A 19,003-nucleotide genomic window follows, 5' to 3' on the forward strand; every position below is an offset into this window, starting at 1 on the left:
CCCGGCATGGACGAATCCATACCGGGCTCCATGATCGTTCGAGAGGACTTCGAGAGGTCGAGGCCCTACTTCCAGCGTGCCAGGGCGGGCTTGCGCACGTTGTCACACTGCGGGCCCGTGACGTAGACACGCACCGTGTTCCTGGCCTTGTTGCTCCAGAAGAGCATGACGTTGGCCTCCTGGCCGTTGTAGAAGCCCTGGTCGACGGCGAACGGTGCCCTGCCGACCTTCGCGGAGACCTGCTTGACACACTCGTCGAGCTTGATGCCCTCCGACTGCTCCTGGGCCAGCACGATCTGCGCCGGGCCGATGTAGTCGAGCAGCGGCCCGCGCAGCTGCTCCTCGGTGTAGTTCCAGTTGCTGTCGGTCAGCTGGTACCCGTCGCTCTTGGCCATTACGGAAGGCACAGGCTGGCTGCTCGGAGAGGGGCTCGCGGTGAGCGCGCCACTCGTCATCACGGCCGTGCCCGCGATCGCCGCCGCCACACCCGCCGCCGCGGCCGACAGCGCCCACCGGCGCCGCGGGTTCCCGCGCCGCCGTACGGGCCTGACGGTGCCGTCGTCGCCGACGACCCCCAGCCGTGGCACCAACTCGGGCACGGGCTCGGGCTCCGGTTCCGGCAGGACCGGCTCGGGCTCGGGCAGGGACGCCGCCGTCTCCCACGGCGCGTCGCGCATGATGTCGTCCCAGGCCGGTGCCTCCACCAGGCCTATTCCACCTCCACGGAAGCTCTGGGCCTCTGCGGCCAGCGCGCGGTCGATCCGGAGCGCGACTCCCATCGGCATCGCCGGAGTGGGCGTCGCCGCGAGCACCTCACGGACCGCTGCGAGGTCAGCGAGGCTTTCGCCACAGGGGTCGCAGATCGCGAGATGTTCGCGTACCTGCAGGGCCGTGGCGGCGTCGAGGAGACCCTCTGCCAACTCGGCGAGAGTCTCCAGGTCGTAGTGCGTATCACCCGTCACGAAGTTCTGCTCCCTTCGCGGATGAGACGCGAGTCAGGTCGGATCGGTTCCGCAGGTGGGAAAGAATCGGGGCAAGTTTCGCGCGTCCTCGCGCGCACCTGCTCTTCACGGTGCCGCTCGGCACCTCAAGGACCTGGGCCGCGTCCTCCACGGAGTACCCCATCATGTCCACGAGTACGAGCGCCGCCCGCTGGTCGGACGGCAGCAGCTTGAGCGCGGCGGAGACCTCCATGGAGACCTCACGCTCGGCCGTCTGGTCGAGCACCGGCGTGTCCCGCTCGGCGGCCTCGACGAGTTCGTCGTCCGCGACGGGCCGTACGGACTTCCTGCGCATCCGGTCGAGGCAGGCGTTGACCACGATGCGGTGCAGCCACGTGGTGACGGCCGCCTCGCCACGGAAGCTCTCGGCCTTCCGGTAGGCCGAGACGAAGGCGTCCTGTACGGCGTCGGCCGCCTCGTCGGGGTCACCCAGCGTGCGCAGGGCGACCGCCCACATGCGGTCCCGGTGTCGCTTGACGAGTTCACTGAAGGCGTGTGGATCCCCGGCGATGTGACGGGTCAGCAGGTCGGCGTCGGACACGGCCGGTCGCGCCATCTGCTGTCCCGCCGCTGGCGGGGGCTCTGGTGGGGAATTCACGGGAAGAGTCCTGCTTGCCGATCCGGGGATAACACCATTACGTGATAGATGGTGCCACGAAATCTCACATGATCGGCAAGAACTCGACTAAAAGCGATCAAATCACTCTGGCGCTACTTGACGGCGGTCACCTTCACGTCGAAGACGCTTCCGCGGAACATGCCCTGGTAGGGGGGCAGCTTGGTGAACCAGATCAGGACGTAGCGTCCCTTCTCCGTGGAGTCGGCGCTGTAGGTCTTCTTGCCGGTCAGTCCGGAGAACTTGTGGACCGTCTTCAGGCCGCCCAGGTCGGCCGAGTCACCGATCCGCAGCTCGACGGTGCCGCTCGGGCTCAGGTTGCCGAAGTCGACCGTCACCTGCTTGACCGGCACGCTCTGCCCCAGGTCGAGCAGGAGGCCGACCCCCTTCTTCAGGTTGCCGAAGTCGGCCGAGGTGTAGGACTCCGAGTGCCAGTCGGTCGAGGACTTGCTGTCCACCGCGTTGAGCGCGAGCTCGGGCCGCTCCTCGCCGTCCGCGCCGAACGGGTCGAAACCGGTGACCGACTTCGGCTTGACCTCACGGGTCTCGACGGGAACCGGCTGCGTCGGGGTGACGGTCACCCCCGCCGTCGGGGTGCCCGCGTTGCCGATGCTGCGGCCGATCGTCCAGGCGCCGACCCCGACGGCCGCCATCACCAGCAGCACGATCGCGGTCATGGCCACCTTGCCGAGCATCCCGCCGCCCTGGGCGGGCGGCGGGCGGTGCTGGACGTGCTGGATCTGCGGGGCGGGGCGCTGGGGCGAGGCGGTGTCCACACCGTCGGAGCGCGAGGCCGTGACCGGCGGCGGCGCCACCGGCATCGGCGTGGGCACCGGGACGGGCCGGGGAACGGCGCTGAGGGCCTCGGCCAGCTCGGCGGGCGTGGCGAAGGGGGGCATCCCCCGCTTGACCTCGGACAGTAACGCCCGGCAGGCGATGGCGTCGAGATAGCCGGGAACCCCCGCCGTGACCTGCCGGGGCGTGCAGAGCTGCCCGTCGTTCAGCGGCGCGGGCGGCAGCCCGAAGTCCTCCTCGCCCGCCCAGTGCCCGGTCAGTCCGGCGTACAGCAGGCGGCCGAGCCCCTCGGTGTCGGCACGGGCCGCGTCCTCGCTCGTGACGTCCATCAGCGCGGCGTCGGTGCCGAGGCCGAGCACCTTGACCGTGCTGCCCGCGGCCGTCCACACCAGGTGCTCGGGGGTGAGGCACAGATGGGCCAGACCGGCCTCGTGGGCGTGCGCCAGCGCCTCCGCCGCCTCGGCGACCAGCGCGGCGGCCCGCTCGGGCTCCAGCGGGCCCGCGGCGACCATGTCGGTGAGGGTCTCGCCGCTGACCCACTCGCTGACGACGTAGGAGCGGCCGTCGTCCTCGGTGGTCGCGTCGAAGACCTGGGTCAGCCGGGGGTCGGTCAGTCTGCTGGCGACCCGGGCGGCGGAGATGACCTGCTCCAGCCGGGGGAAGCCAGGATCGAAGGTGTACACCGCGACGGGCCTGGCGAGCACCTCGTCGATGGCCTTCCAGAGTGTCGCGCCGTCCGACTCGTGGACACGGTCCTCAAGCCGGAAACGCTCAGCCAGCTTGGTGCCGGGTTCGACGACGGAGGAACTCATGGGCTCTCCACAAGTGAGAACACGACAGCGCCCCACCAGATTGACACATCAGGACACATCACGCGATGCCGGGTGGATACGCCCACGCCCTCCTGCTTCCATTAGCCGCATGTCGTCACACGCGTTGCACCATGTTAGTCGCGCGCAGGTTCCGCCCGTGTTCTCCTTGTCAGACGCCGGGACCAGGTTCTCGGATTACCGGCGTACCCGGCTCGCGACCATTTCAACGACCGAACTGACCTCGGGGATGCGCATCCGGTGCGCGATGGCCAAGTAGAGAACCATACCGAGGCCGCCACCGGCGGACAGCATCACGGCCGCGCTGAGCGCGTTCAGGCCGGTCAGCTCCTGGGAGACCCACAGCACACCGAGCGCCAGCAGCGCCGCGGGCAGGGCCGCGACGTACATCCGTGACAGGCCCGCGGCGACCGCGCGTCCCCCGAGACCGCCGACCCGGCGGCTGGCCAGGGTCCAGGCGACCGCGGTGCCCAGCACGTAGGTGACGGTGAAGGAGAAGCCGAGCCCCATCACGATGTACTGCGCGGGCAGGGTCAGGTAGGCCAGCAGACTCAGCAGGCCGTTCACCGCCACGTTGCCGACGGCGACGAAGACCGGCGTCCTGGTGTCGCCGAAGGAGTAGAAGACGCGCAGCAGGAGCTGGAAGAGCGAGAACGGCACCAGCGCCAGCCCGAAGACCTGGAGCACGTTGCCGATGTAGACCGCCGAGTCGACGGTCATGTTGCCCCAGGAGAAGATCAGCACGGTCACCGCGGGGCCCAGCACCATCAGCAGCAGCCCGGCGGGCACCAGCAGCGCCGAGATCAGGCGCACACCGGAGGAGAACTCCTGCGTGACCGCGCCGTACTGCTCGTCGGCGACCGCCCTGCTCATCCTCGGCAGCATCGCCGTGATCACCGAGACCGCGATGATCCCGTAGGGGAGCTGGAAGAACTGGTAGGCGTAGGCGTAGGCGGAGTTGCCCGCGCCGGGAGCCCGCTCACCGGCACCGGAGGCGAGCTTGGTGGTGATCAGGAAGCCGAGCTGGCTGATCCCGACGTAGGCGAACGTCCACACCGCGGTGCGGCCCATCTCGCCGAGGCCCGCCTCACGCAGGTCGAGCCTGGGCACGAACCGGAAGCCCGCCCGGTGCAGCGAGACGACCAGCACCGCGCACTGGGCCACGATGCCCGCGGTCGTGCCGAGACCGAGCAGGGCCAGGTTGGCGTCGCTGACGGTCCCGATGTTCGTGCCCGCCGTACCCAGCGTGAGGTAGTAGGTCAGGGCGACGCCGATCATCACGATGTTGTTCAGCACCGGCGCCCACATCGGGGCGCCGAACCTGTCGCGGGTGTTGAGGATCGCGCCCGCGATCGCGCCGACGCCGAAGAAGGCGATCTGCGGAAGGATGAACTGCGCGAGCCTGACCGCGACCTCGGTCTTCCTGGGGTTCCAGTCGGCACTGTAGAGGCTGATCAGCGGCCCGGCCAGCAGCACGCCCGCCACGGCGACCAGCGTCAGCACGATGATCCCGAGCGTCATCAGCCGCTGCTCGTAGGCCCGGCCCCCGTCGGGGTCGTTGCGCTGCCGCTTGACGATCATCGGCACCACGACGCTGCTCAGGACGCCGCCGATGAGGAAGTCGAACAGGATGAGCGGGATCGTGTAGGCGACGTTGTAGGCGTCGCCGAGGGCGAGGGTGCCGATGGCCGCGGCGAGCACCGCCGTACGGACGAATCCCGTGACGCGGGAGACCATCGTGCCCGCCGCCATGACCGCGCTCGCGCGCAGCACCCTGCTCATCGTTCTTCCTCCGCCAGATCGCTCGAATCGCTCGCCAGATCGCCGGGCCGCCGGGCCGTCACGACTCGGTGCCCGCCGGAGCGCTCGCGCGCCTCGGTGGTACGGCCGCCGCCGCCCGGCGGCCTCCCCTGCGCCGCAGGACGCGCAGGACGACCGCGGCCAGCAGGACCATGAGGGCCGCCCCGACGATCACCAGGGCGATCCCGGTGTAGCCGGTCGTGCGGACCGTGATCTCGACGGGCGCGCCGTACCTGCGTCCGTCGTCCGTCATCAGCTGGACCTTGACCGTCGTCTGGCCACTGGCCAGCACCGTCATGGGGACCCTGACGGTGTCGCTCTGACCGCCCAGGATGGTCCGGTGGTCCTCGTAGGTCTCGATCTTCAGCAGTTTGGGCTGCTCCGAGGTCACCCTGAGGCGGACCGAGACCTCGCTGCCCGCCCCGGTCAGGCCGTTGCGGACGCTGATCGGCACCTCGCCGTTGGTGCCCGCGAGCGTGCGTAACGGGGACTGCTCGTTGCCGGTGATGGAGACCTGCTTGATGCGGTCGTCGACCGCCGTGTCCACCTGCTCGACGTACGGCGTCGCGGCGTCCCCCCGCTCCCGCCAGGCGGAGGAGGAGAGCCGCAGCAGCGCCAGGTCGAACACGTCGAAGTCCTGCGCCTTGGTGATCGCCGAGGTCAGGTCGGCGCGGCGGCCGACCCGCCTGACGCTCTTCATGTACGGCTTGGCCAGCTCGGCGCGCCGGTCCTGCTCGGTGTAGGTGAGGTCGGCCCGCTGCGGCGCGAGGCCCTTGCCCGGCCTGATCGAGTCGAGCCTGGCCGGAGCCAGCCACGGCAGCGAGGCGGCCGTCTTGACCAGGTCCGTCACATAGGCGGGGTCGGGGGACCAGCGCCGCTGGGGGGCGGCGATCACGGTCCGCCGGGTGGTCACCGGCTCGGCGGCGAGCATCGCGGTCTCGGCGATGAAGCGCCTGCGGCTCAGCACGGCGGCGCCGGGCACCGTGACGTCCGCGCCGAGGGCCTCGCTCAGCGTCCTGTCGGTGAGCAGGGCGGTGACCGGGCCGTTGACGGTGTTCAGGGTCGCCGAGGCGTCCGGCGTGGTCGCCGGAGGCGTCGTCGGCGGCAGGGCGGCCTCGTCGAGCAGCACGGTCTTGACGCCCTGGGCGGCGAGCAGGTCGAGGCCGTCGTAGTCGATCTTCCCGTTGGCCGGCCAGTTCAGGGTGGTGATGAGGTCACGGCCGAAGGCCCTGCTGCCGACCAGCCTGGCCGCCTCTACCGCGGTCTTCGCCGAGTCGTCGACGCCGCCGTGGGCCAGCGCCGCCACGTCGGGGTCGGCGTACGGCGTCGCCACGACCGGCTCGTTGACCAGGGCGGTGCGCAGGTCGCCGAGCCAGGCCGCCGCCGCGGTGTCGCCGGAACGGCTCTCCACCTTGTCCTTGACCTTCACCGAGTACGGCTCGCCCAGGGTCTGGGCGTCGTCGATGAGGGAGGGGTCAAGGACCCAGGTGAGGTTCTTGGCCGAGGCGGTGCTCTGGGCGAGCTTGAGCAGGTTGCCCAGACGCTTGCCCGGAGCCATGGAGGCCGACAGGGTGTCGTCGAGGAAGACGCCGTCGACGGCCCTGCGGGGCTGGTCGACGATCGGCAGCACCATGGCCAGCCGGGTGCGGGCCACCTGGGTGCCGACGGGCATGTGGACCAGGAAGGTGCGCTGGACGGCGATCGGCTGCCCGTAGACGTCGCGGACCTCGACCATGAGCGGATAGACCCCGAAACGGGTCAGGCTCAGTTGCTGCGGGGTGAAGGTGAAGTCCCAGGAGGCCTTGGCCCCCGGCGCGAGGCTCTCCGGCTGCAGGACGAGTTCGTCGCGCCAGGAGGTCGGCTGGGCGCCCACTCCGCCGACGTAGGCCTCCATGTCGGAACGCCGCAGGAACGGCTGGGAGGAGTAGTACATCCTGCGCCGCATGCCGGTGACCGTCTGGGTCCCGGTGTTGACGAAGGTGCCGGAGAACTTGATCTCGGTGGTCGGCTCACGGGTCACGTCCGGCGTCAGCGCGCCGATCACCAGCTGGGGCGCCTGCCGCCCGGCGGCGGTCTCAGTCGTCTGGGCACTCGCCGTACCAGGAACGGCCACGGCCGCGGGGGAGAGCAGCGTGGCGGTCAGTACGGCGAGCAGCGTGGCCTTGCGGATCACGCGCTGGCCCGGGGTCGAGTACGGCGCACGCCCGTAATGCTATGGCCTATCCGGCGAGCGGGAAGGTCACCTGCTCCCTCCGTGACCGGGATTGGGCCAGGTCGATGGTCTTCCCTGAAACAAGCGACAGAAGGTGTTCCGTTCTGATGAGCAGCGCCGTACGGCGTTCACCCGTGGGGGTGTGGACGAGGTCGCCGGCGCGGGCGAGTCGTTCGTCGACCAGCGTGGTCAGTCCGTCGGGCAGCAACAGCGGGCAGACCAGCCCGGCCGCGTAGTCGGTCGCGGAGTTCACCGTGAAGGCGGAGGCGGGCCTGACCCTGCGGGCGCCGAGCGCGCCGCCGACGGCGCCGAGTTTGGGCGGGGAGGCGGCGGAGGCGACGACGGCGACGGGTTCTCGCCCCACGGAGGTCGTGGCCTCGAAGACGGTCACCACGACGCAGGTCGCCGGGCTCACGGCCAGCAGTTCCGGCAGTTCCTCGGCGCACGTCATCACACGGGGAAGGCGTACGATCTCATGATGAACCTGGTGTGCGAGGAGCCAGCGGTGGATCGCGAGGGCGTCCTTCATGTGTGTGCTCCTTGCCTCGACTAGCCTCGACGCACGCCCCCGACGGTCTCTTGACCGACCGTAACCTGGTGATCGCTTGAGGTGTATCCCCAGTGGGGAACATGTTCCGTAACCGAAGGACCTACCCGGCTTGTCCCTTTCAAACCTGACTGAGAAGCAGCGGCACGGTATGAGCGAACTGTTTAGAAAGATCGCCCCCGTAGCCGACGAACTCGGCGAGCTGTTCGCCGCGAAGGGGTACCAGATCGCCCTCGTCGGCGGATCGGTTCGTGACGTCTTCCTCAGGAGGATAGGCAACGATCTCGACCTGACCACCGACGCGCGCCCCGAGGCCGTCCTCGACCTCGTGCGCGGCTGGGCCGACTCGGTCTGGACGGTCGGCATCGACTACGGCACGGTCGGCGCCCGCAAGGACGGCTGGCAGCTGGAGATCACCACCTACCGCAGCGAGTCCTACGACCCCGCCTCGCGCAAGCCGGAGGTGGCCTACGGTGACACGCTCGAAGGCGACCTGGCCAGGCGTGACTTCGCGGTCAACGCGATGGCGCTGCGCCTGCCCTCACGCGAGTTCGTCGACCCCCACGGTGGTCTGGACGACCTGCACGCCAAGGTGCTGCGCACGCCCGGCCCCCCGGAGCGCTCCTTCGACGACGACCCGCTGCGGATGCTCAGGGCCGCGAGGTTCGCCGCCCAGCTCGGCTTCACGGTCGATCCGGCGGCGCTGGCCGCGATGACCGCGATGGCCGAGCGCATCGAGATCGTCTCGGCCGAGCGCATCCGCGACGAGCTGGACAAGCTCATCCGCGGCGCCCACCCCCGCGAGGGGCTGACGATCCTGGTCGAGACGGGCCTGGCCGCCCACGTCCTGCCCGAGCTGCCCAAGCTCCGCCTGGAGATCGACGAGCACCACCGGCACAAGGACGTCTACGAGCACACGCTGATCGTGCTTGAGCAGGCGATCGGCCTTGAGGAGAACGGCGCGGACGGCATCCTGCGCTGGGCCGCGCTGCTGCACGACGTCGGCAAGCCGAAGACCCGCCGCCACGAGGCCGGGGGCCGGGTCTCCTTCCACCACCACGAGGTGGTCGGCGCCCAGCTCGCCAAGAAGCGCCTGACGGAGCTGAAGTTCCCCAAGGACGTGGTCTCCGACGTCTCCAAGCTGGTCGAGCTGCACCTGCGCTTCCACGGGTACGGCACCGGCGAGTGGACCGACTCGGCCGTGCGCCGCTACGTCCGCGACGCCGGGCACCTGCTCGACCGCCTGCACAAGCTGACCCGCGCCGACTGCACGACCCGCAACAGGCGCAAGGCCCAGACGCTGTCGCAGACCTACGACCAGCTTGAGGAGCGCATCGCCAGGCTGGCCGAGGAGGAGGAGCTCGGCAAGATCCGTCCCGAGCTCGACGGCAACGAGATCCAGGAGATCCTGGGCGTGCCCCCGGGGCCCGTCGTGGGACGCGCCTACAAGTTCCTGCTGGAGATGCGCCTGGACAGGGGGGTCGTCGGCAAGGAGACCGCCGCGCTCGCCCTGCGCGAGTGGGCCGAGGAGAACGGGATCTCGTCCTGAACCTCTCCTGGGAGGCCCTCGACCGTGAGCACGTGTGGCACCCCTACGCCTCGGTGCCTCCGGTCGTGCCCGTGCACACGGTCTCCAGGGCCGACGGGGTACGGCTGACGCTCGCCGACGGCAGGCGCCTGGTCGACGGCATGTCGTCCTGGTGGGCGGCCGTCCACGGCTACAACCACCCCAGGCTCAACCAGGCGCTGACCGACCAGCTCGGGGACATGGCGCACGTCATGTTCGGCGGCCTCACGCACGAGCCCGCCGTACGGCTGGCGAGCACCCTGGCGGACATGACCGGGCTGCCCCGGGTCTTCCTGGCCGACTCGGGCTCGGTCGCGGTCGAGGTCGCGATCAAGATGGCCTTCCAGTTCACCGGGAGGAGCCGCCTGCTCACGGTCAGGGGCGGCTACCACGGCGACACCTTCGGCGCGATGGCCGTCTGCGACCCGGTCAACGGCATGCACCACCTGTTCTCCGGCGCCCTGCCCGAGCACGTGTTCGCCGACCGGCCGCCCGCCGCGCTCGACGAGGACTACCTGGCCCACCTGGAGAAGACGGTCGCCGCGCACGCGGACGAGCTGGCGGCGATCATCGTGGAGCCGGTCGTGCAGGGCGCGGGCGGCATGCACTTCTACCACCCCGCCTACCTGCGCAGGCTTCGCGAGCTGGCCGACGAGTACGGCCTGCTGCTGATCGCCGACGAGATCGCCACCGGCTTCGGCAGGACGGGAGAGCTGTTCGGCTGCGACCACGCCGGGATCCGCCCCGACATCATGTGCCTGGGCAAGGCGCTGACGGGCGGCTACATGTCCCTGGCCGCGACGCTGTGCACGGAGCGGGTCGCCGAGGGCATCGGGACGCTCATGCACGGCCCGACCTTCATGGGCAACCCGCTGGCCTGCGCCGTCGCGGGCGCCAGTCTCGGCCTGCTGGCCGAACGCCCCTGGCGGCGGGAGGTCGCCCTGATCGAGGAGGGCCTGACCCGGGGGCTGGCCGAGGCCGCCGGGGCACCCGGCGTCAGGCAGGTGCGGGTGCTCGGCGCGATCGGCGTCATCGAGACCCACGAGCCGATCGACGTCCGGCGCGTCCAGGACGTGGTGATGGATCACGGGGTCTGGCTGCGGCCGTTCGGGCGGTTGCTCTACACGATGCCGCCCTACTCGATCGGCGACGACCTCGGCCTGGTCACGACCGCGATGACGGCAGCGGCGTTCTCGATCGATCCGCCGAGGTGACCGCCCGGTAGACCACGGCGCCGCCGAGGTATCCGGCGGTGATGAGCCCGAGCACCAGCATGGACCTGCCGTCGGCGGGCAGCAGCGCGGCGGCGATCGCGGCGGCGATCACGTAGGTGCCGTTGAAGAGCATGTCGTAGAGGGAGAAGGCCCGGCCGAGGTAGACGTCCTCGATGTCGCTCTGCACCCGGGTGTCGGTGCAGATCTTGATGCTCTGTCCCGCCAGGCCGAGCACGAAACCGCCGACCGCGAAGCCCCACTGCTGGAACGGCGCGCACAGCGCGAACGACAGCACCCCCGCGCCGGCCAGCATGGTCGGGATCCAGGTGTCGATCTCGAAGCGCTCGGTCGCCCACGGCGTCAGCACCACGGCCAGGGCGTAGCCGACCCCCGAGGTGGCCAGCACCAGGGAGGCCACGTCCAGCGCGTTCTCCGCGCTGTGGGCGAAGTGGTTGCGCGAGAGCATCACGATCATCGCCGTGCACATGCCGTACACGAAGCGATGGGTGGCCATCGCGCCGAGCGCGGCCGCGGCGGCCCGGTGACCCGCGATGTGACGCGCGCCGTCGACCAGGCCGCCGACCACGTTGCGCAGCGCCTGGCCGGCCTGCGGCCTGTCCGCGTCGTGGACCGGGCCGAGGAGCCGCCTGTCCATGGTCCTGGCGATCAGCGCGCTCGAACCGAAGGTGACGCCGGAGATGATCAGCAGTGCCGCCGTGCTGCGGTGGTCGCCGCCGAGGAGCCGGTTCAGCAGGTAGCCGAGCCCCGCGCCGACGAAGGTCACGACGGTGCCCGAGGTGGGGGTGACCGCGTTGGCCGCCAGCAGCCGGTCGCCGGGGACGACGTGCGGCAGCGAGGCGCCGAGGGCGGCCAGGAAGAAACGGTTGACGCCGAGCACGGCGAGCGCTGCGGCGTAGAAGACCCCGTCGGGGACGCCGACGAGCAGCAGCGCGGCGGCCAGGAACAGCAGTGTCGCGCGCACCATCGGCGCGATCACCAGGATCTGGCGCCGGGACCACCGGTCGATGAACACGCCGACGAAGGGACCGAGGATCGAGTACGGCAGGAACAGCACGGCCAGCCCGACGGCGACCTCCGCCGCGCTGGTGTTCTTCTCCGGGCTGAAGAAGGCGAATCCGGTCACCGCGAACTGGAAGACACCGTCGGAGAACTGGGAGGCGAGACGGGTACCGAACAGCCGCCTGAAGTCCTGGCCCCTCAGCAGTACGCGTAGGTCGGATGCGAATGACACGGGCTCAGCCTACGCGTGGCGAATCGGCCACGACGTCAGGAGGAACCCGCCTTGCCGGACACTTCATCACCTTTCATGACGTAACGCTGATCAGGAAGAACGAGCTGACATGGTCACGTACCCTCGGTCGGGTGACAGCTGATGAACACGTCGTGCTCGTCGACCCTGAGGGAAACGCGATCGGCACGGCGCCCAAGGCGACGGTGCACGGTTCCGACACGCCTCTGCACCTCGCCTTCTCCAGCTACGTGTTCGACGGCCTGAGACGGGTGCTGCTCACCCGCAGGGCGTCGCACAAGATCACCTGGCCGGGGGTGTGGACGAACAGCTGCTGTGGGCACCCGCTGCCCGGCGAACCGCTGCCCGGCGCGGTGCTGCGCAGGCTCTCCCACGAGCTCGGTCTGTCCGTCACCGGTGTCGACCTGGTGGTGCCGGACTTCTCCTACCGCGCGGTCATGGACAGCGGGATCGTCGAGCGGGAGCTGTGCCCGGTCTACCGGGCCGTGGTCGACGCCGAGGCCGTCCCCAACCCCGAGGAGGTCGGGGAGACGCGCTGGATGCCGTGGCGGGAGTTCGCAGCCGGGGTGCTCAACGGTGACCTCGTGGTCTCCCCCTGGTGCCGCGAGCAGGTGCCCCACCTGGTGAAGCTCGGCGACGACCCGCTCGGCTGGCCGGTCGCCGACCCGGCGGAGCTGCCGCCCGCCGCCCGTCCCGCCTGACGGCTCGACCCGGCCGCCCGGCCGTACGGCGAGGCCCTCCGCCCGGACCGGGTGGAGGGCCTTGTCATCGGCGGGATGGGCTTCAGCGCTCGACCTCGCCACGGATGAACTTCTCCACGTACTCCCTGGCCTCGTCGTCGGAGTACTGCTCCGGCGGGGACTTCATGAAGTAGGAGGAGGCCGACAGGATGGGCCCGGCGATGCCCCGGTCAAGAGCGATCTTGGCCGCGCGGACCGCGTCGATGATGATGCCGGCGGAGTTGGGGGAGTCCCAGACCTCCAGCTTGTACTCCAGGTTCAGCGGGGTGTCGCCGAAGGACCTGCCCTCAAGGCGGACGTAGGCCCACTTGCGGTCGTCGAGCCACGGCACGTGGTCGGACGGGCCGATGTGCACGTCGGCCTTGCCCATCTCGTGCGGGATCTGCGAGGTGACCGACTGGGTCTTGGAGATCTTCTTGGACTGCAGGCGCTTGCGCTCCAGCATGTTCATGAAGTCCATGTTCCCGCCGAAGTTCAGCTGGTAGGTGCGCAGCAGCTCGACGCCGCGGTCCTCGAACAGCTTGGCCATCACCCGGTGCGTGATGGTGGCGCCGACCTGCGACTTGATGTCGTCGCCGACGATCGGCACACCGGCCTCGGTGAACTTCTCCGCCCACACGGGGTCGGAGGCGATGAAGACGGGGAGCGCGTTGACGAAGGCGACCTTGGCGTCGATGGCGCACTGGGCGTAGAAACGGTCGGCCTCCTCGGAACCGACCGGCAGGTAGGAGACGAGGACGTCGACCTTGTTGTCCTTCAGGACCTGCACGACGTCCACCGGGGCCTCGTCGGACTCCTCGATCATGTCGCGGTAGAACTCGCCGAGACCGTCGAAGGTGTGACCGCGCAGCACGGTGACGCCGAGCGGCGGCACGTCGCAGATCTTGATGGTGTTGTTCTCCGAGGCGACGATCGCCTCGGAGAGGTCGCGCCCGACCTTCTTCGCGTCCACGTCGAAGGCGGCGACGAACTCGACGTCGCCGACGTGGTAGTCACCGAACTTGACGTGCATCAGGCCCGGCACCCGGCTACCCGGGTCGGCGTCCCTGTAGTAATGCACGCCCTGCACGAGCGACGAGGCGCAGTTGCCTACACCGACAATGGCTACGCGCACCGAACCCATGGCACTCGCTCCCCTTGTTCTTAATGGTCAATTGTCTTCCGAGGCGGGGTGCCGCCCCCTGTTATCCGTGCCGGGCGCGGGCGCCCGGGAGGTCCCTTCCTGTGTGGAGCGTCGCTCCTGTTCGGACGCGGAACTCCGTCGCTCCGTGGCGATCAGCTCATTCAACCAGCGCACTTCGCGTTCGACCGACTCCAGACCGTGACGCTGGAGCTCTAGCGTGTAGCTGTCCAGCCGCTCCCGGGTCCTGGCCAGAGCCGTACGGACACCGTCGAGCCGCTCTTCGAGCCTGCTGCGGCGGCCTTCGAGAATCCGCAGCCGCACCTCTGTCTCGGTGTGCCTGAAGAAGGCGAAGTGGACGCCGAAGCTCTCGTCCTCCCAGGCGGAGGGACCGGCCTGGGTGAGCAGCTCCTGGAGGCGCTCCTTCCCCTCCGTCGTCAGCTTGTAGACGATCTTGGAGCGTCTGCCGGTGAGCGTGATGGGGCTCTCGGCGGTGGGCACGTCCGAGTCGTCGTCCTCGACGATGAGCCCGTCGGTCAGGAGCTGACGAAGGCAGGGATAGAGCGAGCCGTAGGAGAACGCGCGAAACATCCCGAGGAGAGAGTTGAGCCGTTTGCGCAGCTCATAACCGTGGAGCGGGGTCTCGTGCAGCGACCCGAGCACGGCGAGCTCTAGCACGCCGCCACGTCCGCCGGCCACGGGAAACCACCACCTCTCGCGTCGATGTATCGAGCCGATACATCCTGAGGATACGTCGGGCCAACATATCTCTGCAATTAACGACTTTCCCAAGAGGTTGGGCGCAAACAGTAAAAAGCCGTAGTCTGGCGCTTATGTGGTCACAGCGAGCGGCAGCGGGCTTGCCCCCCGGCATGGCCAAGACCACTTCCCAATGTGGGAAATTCCACGCTCGGATGGGGGTGGTCTGCCATCGTGGTCCGTGGAACCAGCTGACGGCCTCACCCGTCCTCGGGAACGGAGATCCGCCCCAAAGGGGCGGCTACCAGTGAGCCAAGGCGCTGAGAAAGATCGCGTTCAAGCGGTAATCTCACCCGCCTGCACGCCGTCGTAGACCCCGATGACCGAACGAGGACGCGTGAGTTACAGCAACAGCCATGACCCGGAGCCGTACGGGCGCTCTCAAGCCCCTGACGCGTCTCGCCAGGGACGGCGCCGTCGCTCAGGCACGGGAGCCGCTTCCTCCGCGGTTCCCCCGCCACCGCTTCCCCAAACCGGAGACGCCGGTCAGGCGACCCAGGTTTACCCCCAGCCGAACTTCCAGGGACGGCCGCCTTACGGTGCCCCTGGTCCTGGGCAGGGCGGGCAGGAAGCGCCCCCGCTCGGTGGGCGCAGGGCGGAGGCCGCCTTCGAGGACACCCAGGCCATGCTGGCCGCCCAGGCCGGAGGCTCGTCGCCCACGGCCCACACGGCCGTGCACCAGTCCCCCATGCCGCAGGCCGCCCCGCAGGCGGGACCCGGCGCGCGGGCGGCCATGGACGACCAGGCCACCCAGATCGGCTCGCCCATGCAGGCGGCGGGACCGGCCACGCAGATGAGCACGGGCGCCTCAGGAGTCCCGGCGGCCCCCGGCGGACGCAGGCGCGCGCGCCGCGGCTCCGCGGCGCGGGCCGACTTCCAGGGACAGGGCCGCGCCGAGCAGCTCGACGGTCCTGGCGGCGGTGGCCCCATGGGTCCCGGCGGAGGCGGCGGTCCCGGTGGCCCTGACGACGAGGACGGTCGCAAGCCGCGACGCACGGGCTGGAAGCGCTTCGTGCCGAGCTGGAAGATCGTGGTCGCGGGCTTCACCATCTTCGCCGCGGGCATCTTCGGCATGATCGCCGTCGCCTACGCCAACACGCCGGTGCCCAAGACCACACAGGCGGAGGCGGACGACGAGGGCAGCGTCATCTACTACAGCGACAAGACCGTGCTCGCCCGTCTCGGCGTCAAGCGGACGATCGTCTCGATCGACAAGGTGCCCGAGCACGTCAAGGACGCGGTGATCGCCGCGGAGAACCGCAGCTTCCGCGAGGACAGCGGCATCGACCTCAGGGGCATGGCCCGGTCGGTGTGGAGCACGCTCAGCGGCACCCAGGTCCAGGGCGCCTCGACGATCACCCAGCAGATGGCCCGTAACTACTACGACGGGCTCAGCCAGGAGGTCTCGATCCAGCGGAAGATCAAGGAGATCTTCGTCGCGATCAAGATCAACAAAGAGCTGCCAAAGGACAAGATCCTTGAGCAGTACCTCAACACCATCTACTTCGGCCGCGGAGCCAAGGGCATCCAGGCCGCGGCCAAGGCGTTCTTCAACAAGAACGTCGACGAGCTGACCCCGGAGATGGGCGCCTACCTGGCGGGCCGCATCCAGAACCCCGACGCCTTCGACCGCGCGGAGATAGCCAAGAACCTGGCACCGACCCAGGAGCGCTACACCTACGTGATCAAGGGCATGGCCGAGATGTTCCCCGACAAGTACGGCTCGCTGCCCACCAAGACTCCCACGGCTCCCAAGCGGGTCACCTACGCGAACAAGGACTACTACAAGGGCATCAACGGTTACATGATCACCGAGGTGCTCAAGGAGCTCAACCGCCGGGGGATCAGCGAGGAGGACGTCAAGCGGGAGGGCTACAAGATCTACTCGACGTTCGACAAGAAGCTGATGCTCGCGGCGAAGAAGGCCGTCCAGGAGAACACCTCGGGCCTGTCCCCCGAGATCCACACCGGTCTGGCGGCCGTCGATCCCCGCAACGGGCGGGTGCTCGCCTTCTACGGCGGACCCAGCTTCACCAAGACCGAGTGGAACGACGCGTTCATGTCGCAGAAGCAGGCGGCCTCGGCGTTCAAGCCCTACGTGCTGGCCGCCTGGCTTGAGGCGGGCAACAGCCTCAACAGCTACCTGTCGGGCAAGAGTCCGATCAAGGCGCCGGGCACCAACCCGATCAAGAACTCCCACGACATCCCCGGCGGCTCGGTGAACGTCACCAGGGCCACCGCCGAGTCCGTCAACACCGCCTTCGTGCAGATGGGCGAGGAGGTCGGCCTCGACAAGGTCATCGCCATCGCCTCCGGCGCGGGCATCAACGAGGAGCGGCTCAAGGAGGCGGAACAGCGTCACGCCTTCGCCATCACGATCGGTTCGGGCCAGGTCACCCCGGTCGAGCAGGCCGGTGGCTACTCGATCTTCGCCAACGCCGGCAAGCACTACGACAACCACGTCGTGATCAAGGTTCTCGACCGTGACAAGGTGACGGTGCTCAAGGAGAACGACCAGCCGACCCAGGTCATCAGCCCCGACAGCGCCGCCGACGCCGTCGCCGCGCTCCAGCAGGTGATTAAGGATCCCAGGGGTACCGGCCGCGCCGCCGCCCTGTCCGACCGGCCGGTCGCGGGCAAGACCGGAACCAACGACGAGAACAAGGAAGCCTGGTTCGTCGGGTTCACCCCGCAGCTGTCCACCGCGGTCGGCATGTACCGCCAGCAGAAGAAGACCAACGCCGAGATCTCGCTGGGCGACATCCAGGGCGCGACCTACCCCACCCGCGTGTGGCACGCCTTCATGCAGGAGGCCATGCGCGGCAAGGAGGTCATGCAGTTCCCGCCGCCCGCCAACGTCGGTACGGACAAGAACCTCGCGCCCAAGCCCGAACCCTCGCCGACGCCGACCGCGACCGAGAACCCCGACGACGGCGACGGTGGTTACGGCGACTACGACGGTGACGGGAACGGCGACCAGGGCGGTGACCAGTGTCAGCCCGGGGACATCTCCTGCGACTCGTCGCTGGACGACAACGGCACCGGGACCGGTCAGCGCGAAGACCCTGACGGCACCGGCGACGGAACCGGTGACGGTACCGGCAACGGGATAGGCGACGGCACGGGAGACGGAACCGGCGACGGCATCGGGCTCGACTCGGGAGCCGCGCCGGGTGCGGCCGTACCTGATCCAAAACCGACAGGACAACACCATTGATGAAGAGCGCCCAGACAATGCCTGTCGCGCTGCCCTCCTTAGGCGCGCGAGTCACCCCCTACATCCCCCTGGCCCTCTTCGGGGCCCTGGGGGCGGTGCTCTCCTTCCTGTGGAAGTGGCCCTGCCGGTTCGGCGGGGCCTGGAACGACGGAACCCTGCAGTTCACGAACTTCTGTTACACCGACATCTATCCGCTGTGGTGGAACGAGAAGCTCAGCGAGGGCAAGATCCCCTACTTCGACTACCCGGTCGAGTACCCCGTCGGCATCGGCGGGATCATGGAGATCTTCCGTAGGATCGCCTCCTCCATGGCTGATCCCGCGGTCGCCTTCTACGACCTGACCGTGATCCTCATGGCCCTGTGCCTGATCGTCGGCGTGGTGCTCATGGCCGCGCTCGCCGGTCCCACCCGGCGCTGGGACGCGCTCTGGTACGCCCTGGCCCCCTCGCTGATCCTCACCGCCTACATCAACTGGGACCTGGCGGCCGGCGCCCTCGCCCTGGCCGCGATGCTCGCCTGGTCGAAGCAGCGGCAGTGGCTCGCGGGCGTCATGCTCGGGCTGGCCATCGCCACGAAGTTCTACCCGGTGATGTTCCTCGGCCCGCTGTTCCTGCTGACGGCGCGCACCGGGAAGTGGAAGCCGTTCCTGCAGACCGTCGGCGGCGTCGCGGCCTCCTGGCTCGTGGTCAACGTCCCGGTCATGCTCGCCGCCTTCCCCGGCTGGAGAAAGTTCTACGTCTTCAGCCAGGAGCGGCGCGCCGACTGGGGATCCATCTGGTACTTCTTCGGCAACAAGCAGTGGCCGTTCCTGGGCGATCCGGCACGGCTCGACATGCTGGGCATCGTCTCGCTCGGCGCCTGCTGCCTGGCGATCGCCGTGCTCGCGGTGACGGCCAAGACGCGGCCCCGGCTGATGCAGCTGTGCTTCCTCACCCTGGCCGCCTTCATGATCACCAACAAGGTGTGGTCGCCGCAGTACGTCCTGTGGCTGATCCCCTTCGCCGTCCTGGCCAGGCCGAACTGGAAGCCGATCGCCCTGTGGCAGATCGCCGAGTGCTGGTACTTCTTCGCGATCTGGCTCTACCTCCTGACCCAGAGGCCGGAGAGCGCGGCCCTCGGCATCACCGACGACACCTACTTCACCGCCGTGTGGGGCCGGGTGATCACCATCCTGATCATGATGGGCTTCGTGGTGCGCGACATCCTCAGGCCGGACAAGGACGTGCTCAGGCAGGACGGGATCGACGACCGGTCGGGCGGGGTCTTCGACGGAGCCCCCGACAAGTTCAGGCTCGCCCTCTCCTGAGACACAAC

General features: G+C 69.2%; 14 protein-coding genes. 5 read left to right on the forward strand and 9 right to left on the reverse strand.

Annotation, left to right across the window (positions count from 1 at the left end):
* Positions 1-65: 65 nt before the first annotated feature.
* The 6 genes from ABT340_RS27075 to ABT340_RS27100 all read right to left on the reverse strand — a co-directional run bounded on the left by ABT340_RS27075 (position 66) and on the right by ABT340_RS27100 (position 7,783).
* Positions 66-962, reverse strand: coding sequence for an anti-sigma factor family protein (locus ABT340_RS27075; RefSeq protein WP_352013639.1), 897 nt, complete (start codon positions 960-962; stop codon positions 66-68).
* Entirely contained in the window at positions 952-1,557 is a 606-nt protein-coding gene (gene sigM, locus ABT340_RS27080) for an RNA polymerase sigma factor SigM (RefSeq protein ID WP_184716997.1), read from the reverse strand. The genes ABT340_RS27075 and sigM overlap by 11 nt, the downstream gene beginning before the upstream one ends.
* A 155-nt stretch (positions 1,558-1,712) precedes the next feature.
* Positions 1,713-3,224, reverse strand: coding sequence for a protein kinase family protein (locus ABT340_RS27085; protein WP_352013640.1), 1,512 nt, complete (start codon positions 3,222-3,224; stop codon positions 1,713-1,715).
* Between the two features lie 195 nt (positions 3,225-3,419).
* On the reverse strand, positions 3,420-5,024 hold the full coding sequence (gene murJ / locus ABT340_RS27090) for a murein biosynthesis integral membrane protein MurJ (protein ID WP_352013641.1): 1,605 nt from the start codon (positions 5,022-5,024) through the stop codon (positions 3,420-3,422).
* Between the two features lie 58 nt (positions 5,025-5,082).
* Positions 5,083-7,215: a DUF6049 family protein gene (locus ABT340_RS27095; protein WP_352013642.1), complete on the reverse strand. Its 2,133-nt coding sequence runs from the start codon at positions 7,213-7,215 to the stop codon at positions 5,083-5,085.
* 46 nt (positions 7,216-7,261) lie between these two features.
* Positions 7,262-7,783, reverse strand: coding sequence for an aminoacyl-tRNA deacylase (locus tag ABT340_RS27100; RefSeq protein ID WP_352013643.1), 522 nt, complete (start codon positions 7,781-7,783; stop codon positions 7,262-7,264).
* Between the two features lie 169 nt (positions 7,784-7,952).
* On the opposite strand from ABT340_RS27100, the gene ABT340_RS27105 reads away from it, so the two are divergent.
* On the forward strand, positions 7,953-9,350 hold the full coding sequence (locus ABT340_RS27105) for a CCA tRNA nucleotidyltransferase (protein ID WP_352013644.1): 1,398 nt from the start codon (positions 7,953-7,955) through the stop codon (positions 9,348-9,350).
* Positions 9,320-10,582: an adenosylmethionine--8-amino-7-oxononanoate transaminase gene (locus ABT340_RS27110; RefSeq protein ID WP_352013645.1), complete on the forward strand. Its 1,263-nt coding sequence runs from the start codon at positions 9,320-9,322 to the stop codon at positions 10,580-10,582. The genes ABT340_RS27105 and ABT340_RS27110 overlap by 31 nt, the downstream gene beginning before the upstream one ends.
* Here the strand turns inward: ABT340_RS27110 and ABT340_RS27115 are convergent.
* Positions 10,533-11,834 carry an MFS transporter gene (locus ABT340_RS27115; RefSeq protein WP_352013646.1) on the reverse strand — a complete coding sequence of 434 codons (1,302 nt, stop codon included), beginning with the start codon at positions 11,832-11,834 and terminating at the stop codon, positions 10,533-10,535. The genes ABT340_RS27110 and ABT340_RS27115 overlap by 50 nt on opposite strands.
* A gap of 131 nt (positions 11,835-11,965) precedes the next feature.
* Between ABT340_RS27115 and idi the strand changes: the two genes are divergently transcribed.
* A complete protein-coding gene (gene idi, locus ABT340_RS27120; RefSeq protein WP_352013647.1) occupies positions 11,966-12,553 on the forward strand; it encodes an isopentenyl-diphosphate Delta-isomerase in 588 nt (195 codons plus the stop codon).
* Between the two features lie 82 nt (positions 12,554-12,635).
* On the opposite strand, the gene ABT340_RS27125 is transcribed toward idi, so the two are convergent.
* On the reverse strand, positions 12,636-13,715 hold the full coding sequence (locus tag ABT340_RS27125; RefSeq protein WP_352013648.1) for an inositol-3-phosphate synthase: 1,080 nt from the start codon (positions 13,713-13,715) through the stop codon (positions 12,636-12,638).
* Between the two features lie 27 nt (positions 13,716-13,742).
* The gene (locus ABT340_RS27130) at positions 13,743-14,411 is read right to left on the reverse strand and encodes a PadR family transcriptional regulator (protein WP_352013649.1); all 669 of its coding nucleotides are present in this window, start codon (positions 14,409-14,411) and stop codon (positions 13,743-13,745) included.
* Between the two features lie 685 nt (positions 14,412-15,096).
* Here ABT340_RS27130 and ABT340_RS27135 point away from each other — a divergent pair.
* Together ABT340_RS27135 and ABT340_RS27140 are read left to right on the forward strand one after the other, a co-directional pair.
* Positions 15,097-17,688 (forward strand): transglycosylase domain-containing protein, encoded by a 2,592-nt coding sequence (locus ABT340_RS27135; protein ID WP_352013650.1) that lies wholly within the window; start codon positions 15,097-15,099, stop codon positions 17,686-17,688.
* A complete protein-coding gene (locus tag ABT340_RS27140) occupies positions 17,688-18,995 on the forward strand; it encodes a glycosyltransferase family 87 protein (protein WP_352013651.1) in 1,308 nt (435 codons plus the stop codon). The genes ABT340_RS27135 and ABT340_RS27140 overlap by 1 nt, the downstream gene beginning before the upstream one ends.
* Positions 18,996-19,003 lie beyond the last annotated feature (8 nt).

The organism is Streptosporangium sp. NPDC000239, from assembly GCF_040300765.1.
Lineage (GTDB): Bacteria > Actinomycetota > Actinomycetes > Streptosporangiales > Streptosporangiaceae > Streptosporangium.

Coding starts and splice junctions, on each gene's coding strand:
- sigM (WP_184716997.1), bottom strand. CDS start 1,557: ATGGCGCGACCGGCCGTGTCCGACGCCGACCTGCTGACCCGTCACATC.
- ABT340_RS27085 (WP_352013640.1), bottom strand. CDS start 3,224: ATGAGTTCCTCCGTCGTCGAACCCGGCACCAAGCTGGCTGAGCGTTTC.
- murJ (WP_352013641.1), bottom strand. CDS start 5,024: ATGAGCAGGGTGCTGCGCGCGAGCGCGGTCATGGCGGCGGGCACGATG.
- ABT340_RS27100 (WP_352013643.1), bottom strand. CDS start 7,783: ATGAAGGACGCCCTCGCGATCCACCGCTGGCTCCTCGCACACCAGGTT.
- ABT340_RS27105 (WP_352013644.1), top strand. CDS start 7,953: ATGAGCGAACTGTTTAGAAAGATCGCCCCCGTAGCCGACGAACTCGGC.
- ABT340_RS27125 (WP_352013648.1), bottom strand. CDS start 13,715: ATGGGTTCGGTGCGCGTAGCCATTGTCGGTGTAGGCAACTGCGCCTCG.
- ABT340_RS27135 (WP_352013650.1), top strand. CDS start 15,097: ATGCTGGCCGCCCAGGCCGGAGGCTCGTCGCCCACGGCCCACACGGCC.
- ABT340_RS27140 (WP_352013651.1), top strand. CDS start 17,688: ATGAAGAGCGCCCAGACAATGCCTGTCGCGCTGCCCTCCTTAGGCGCG.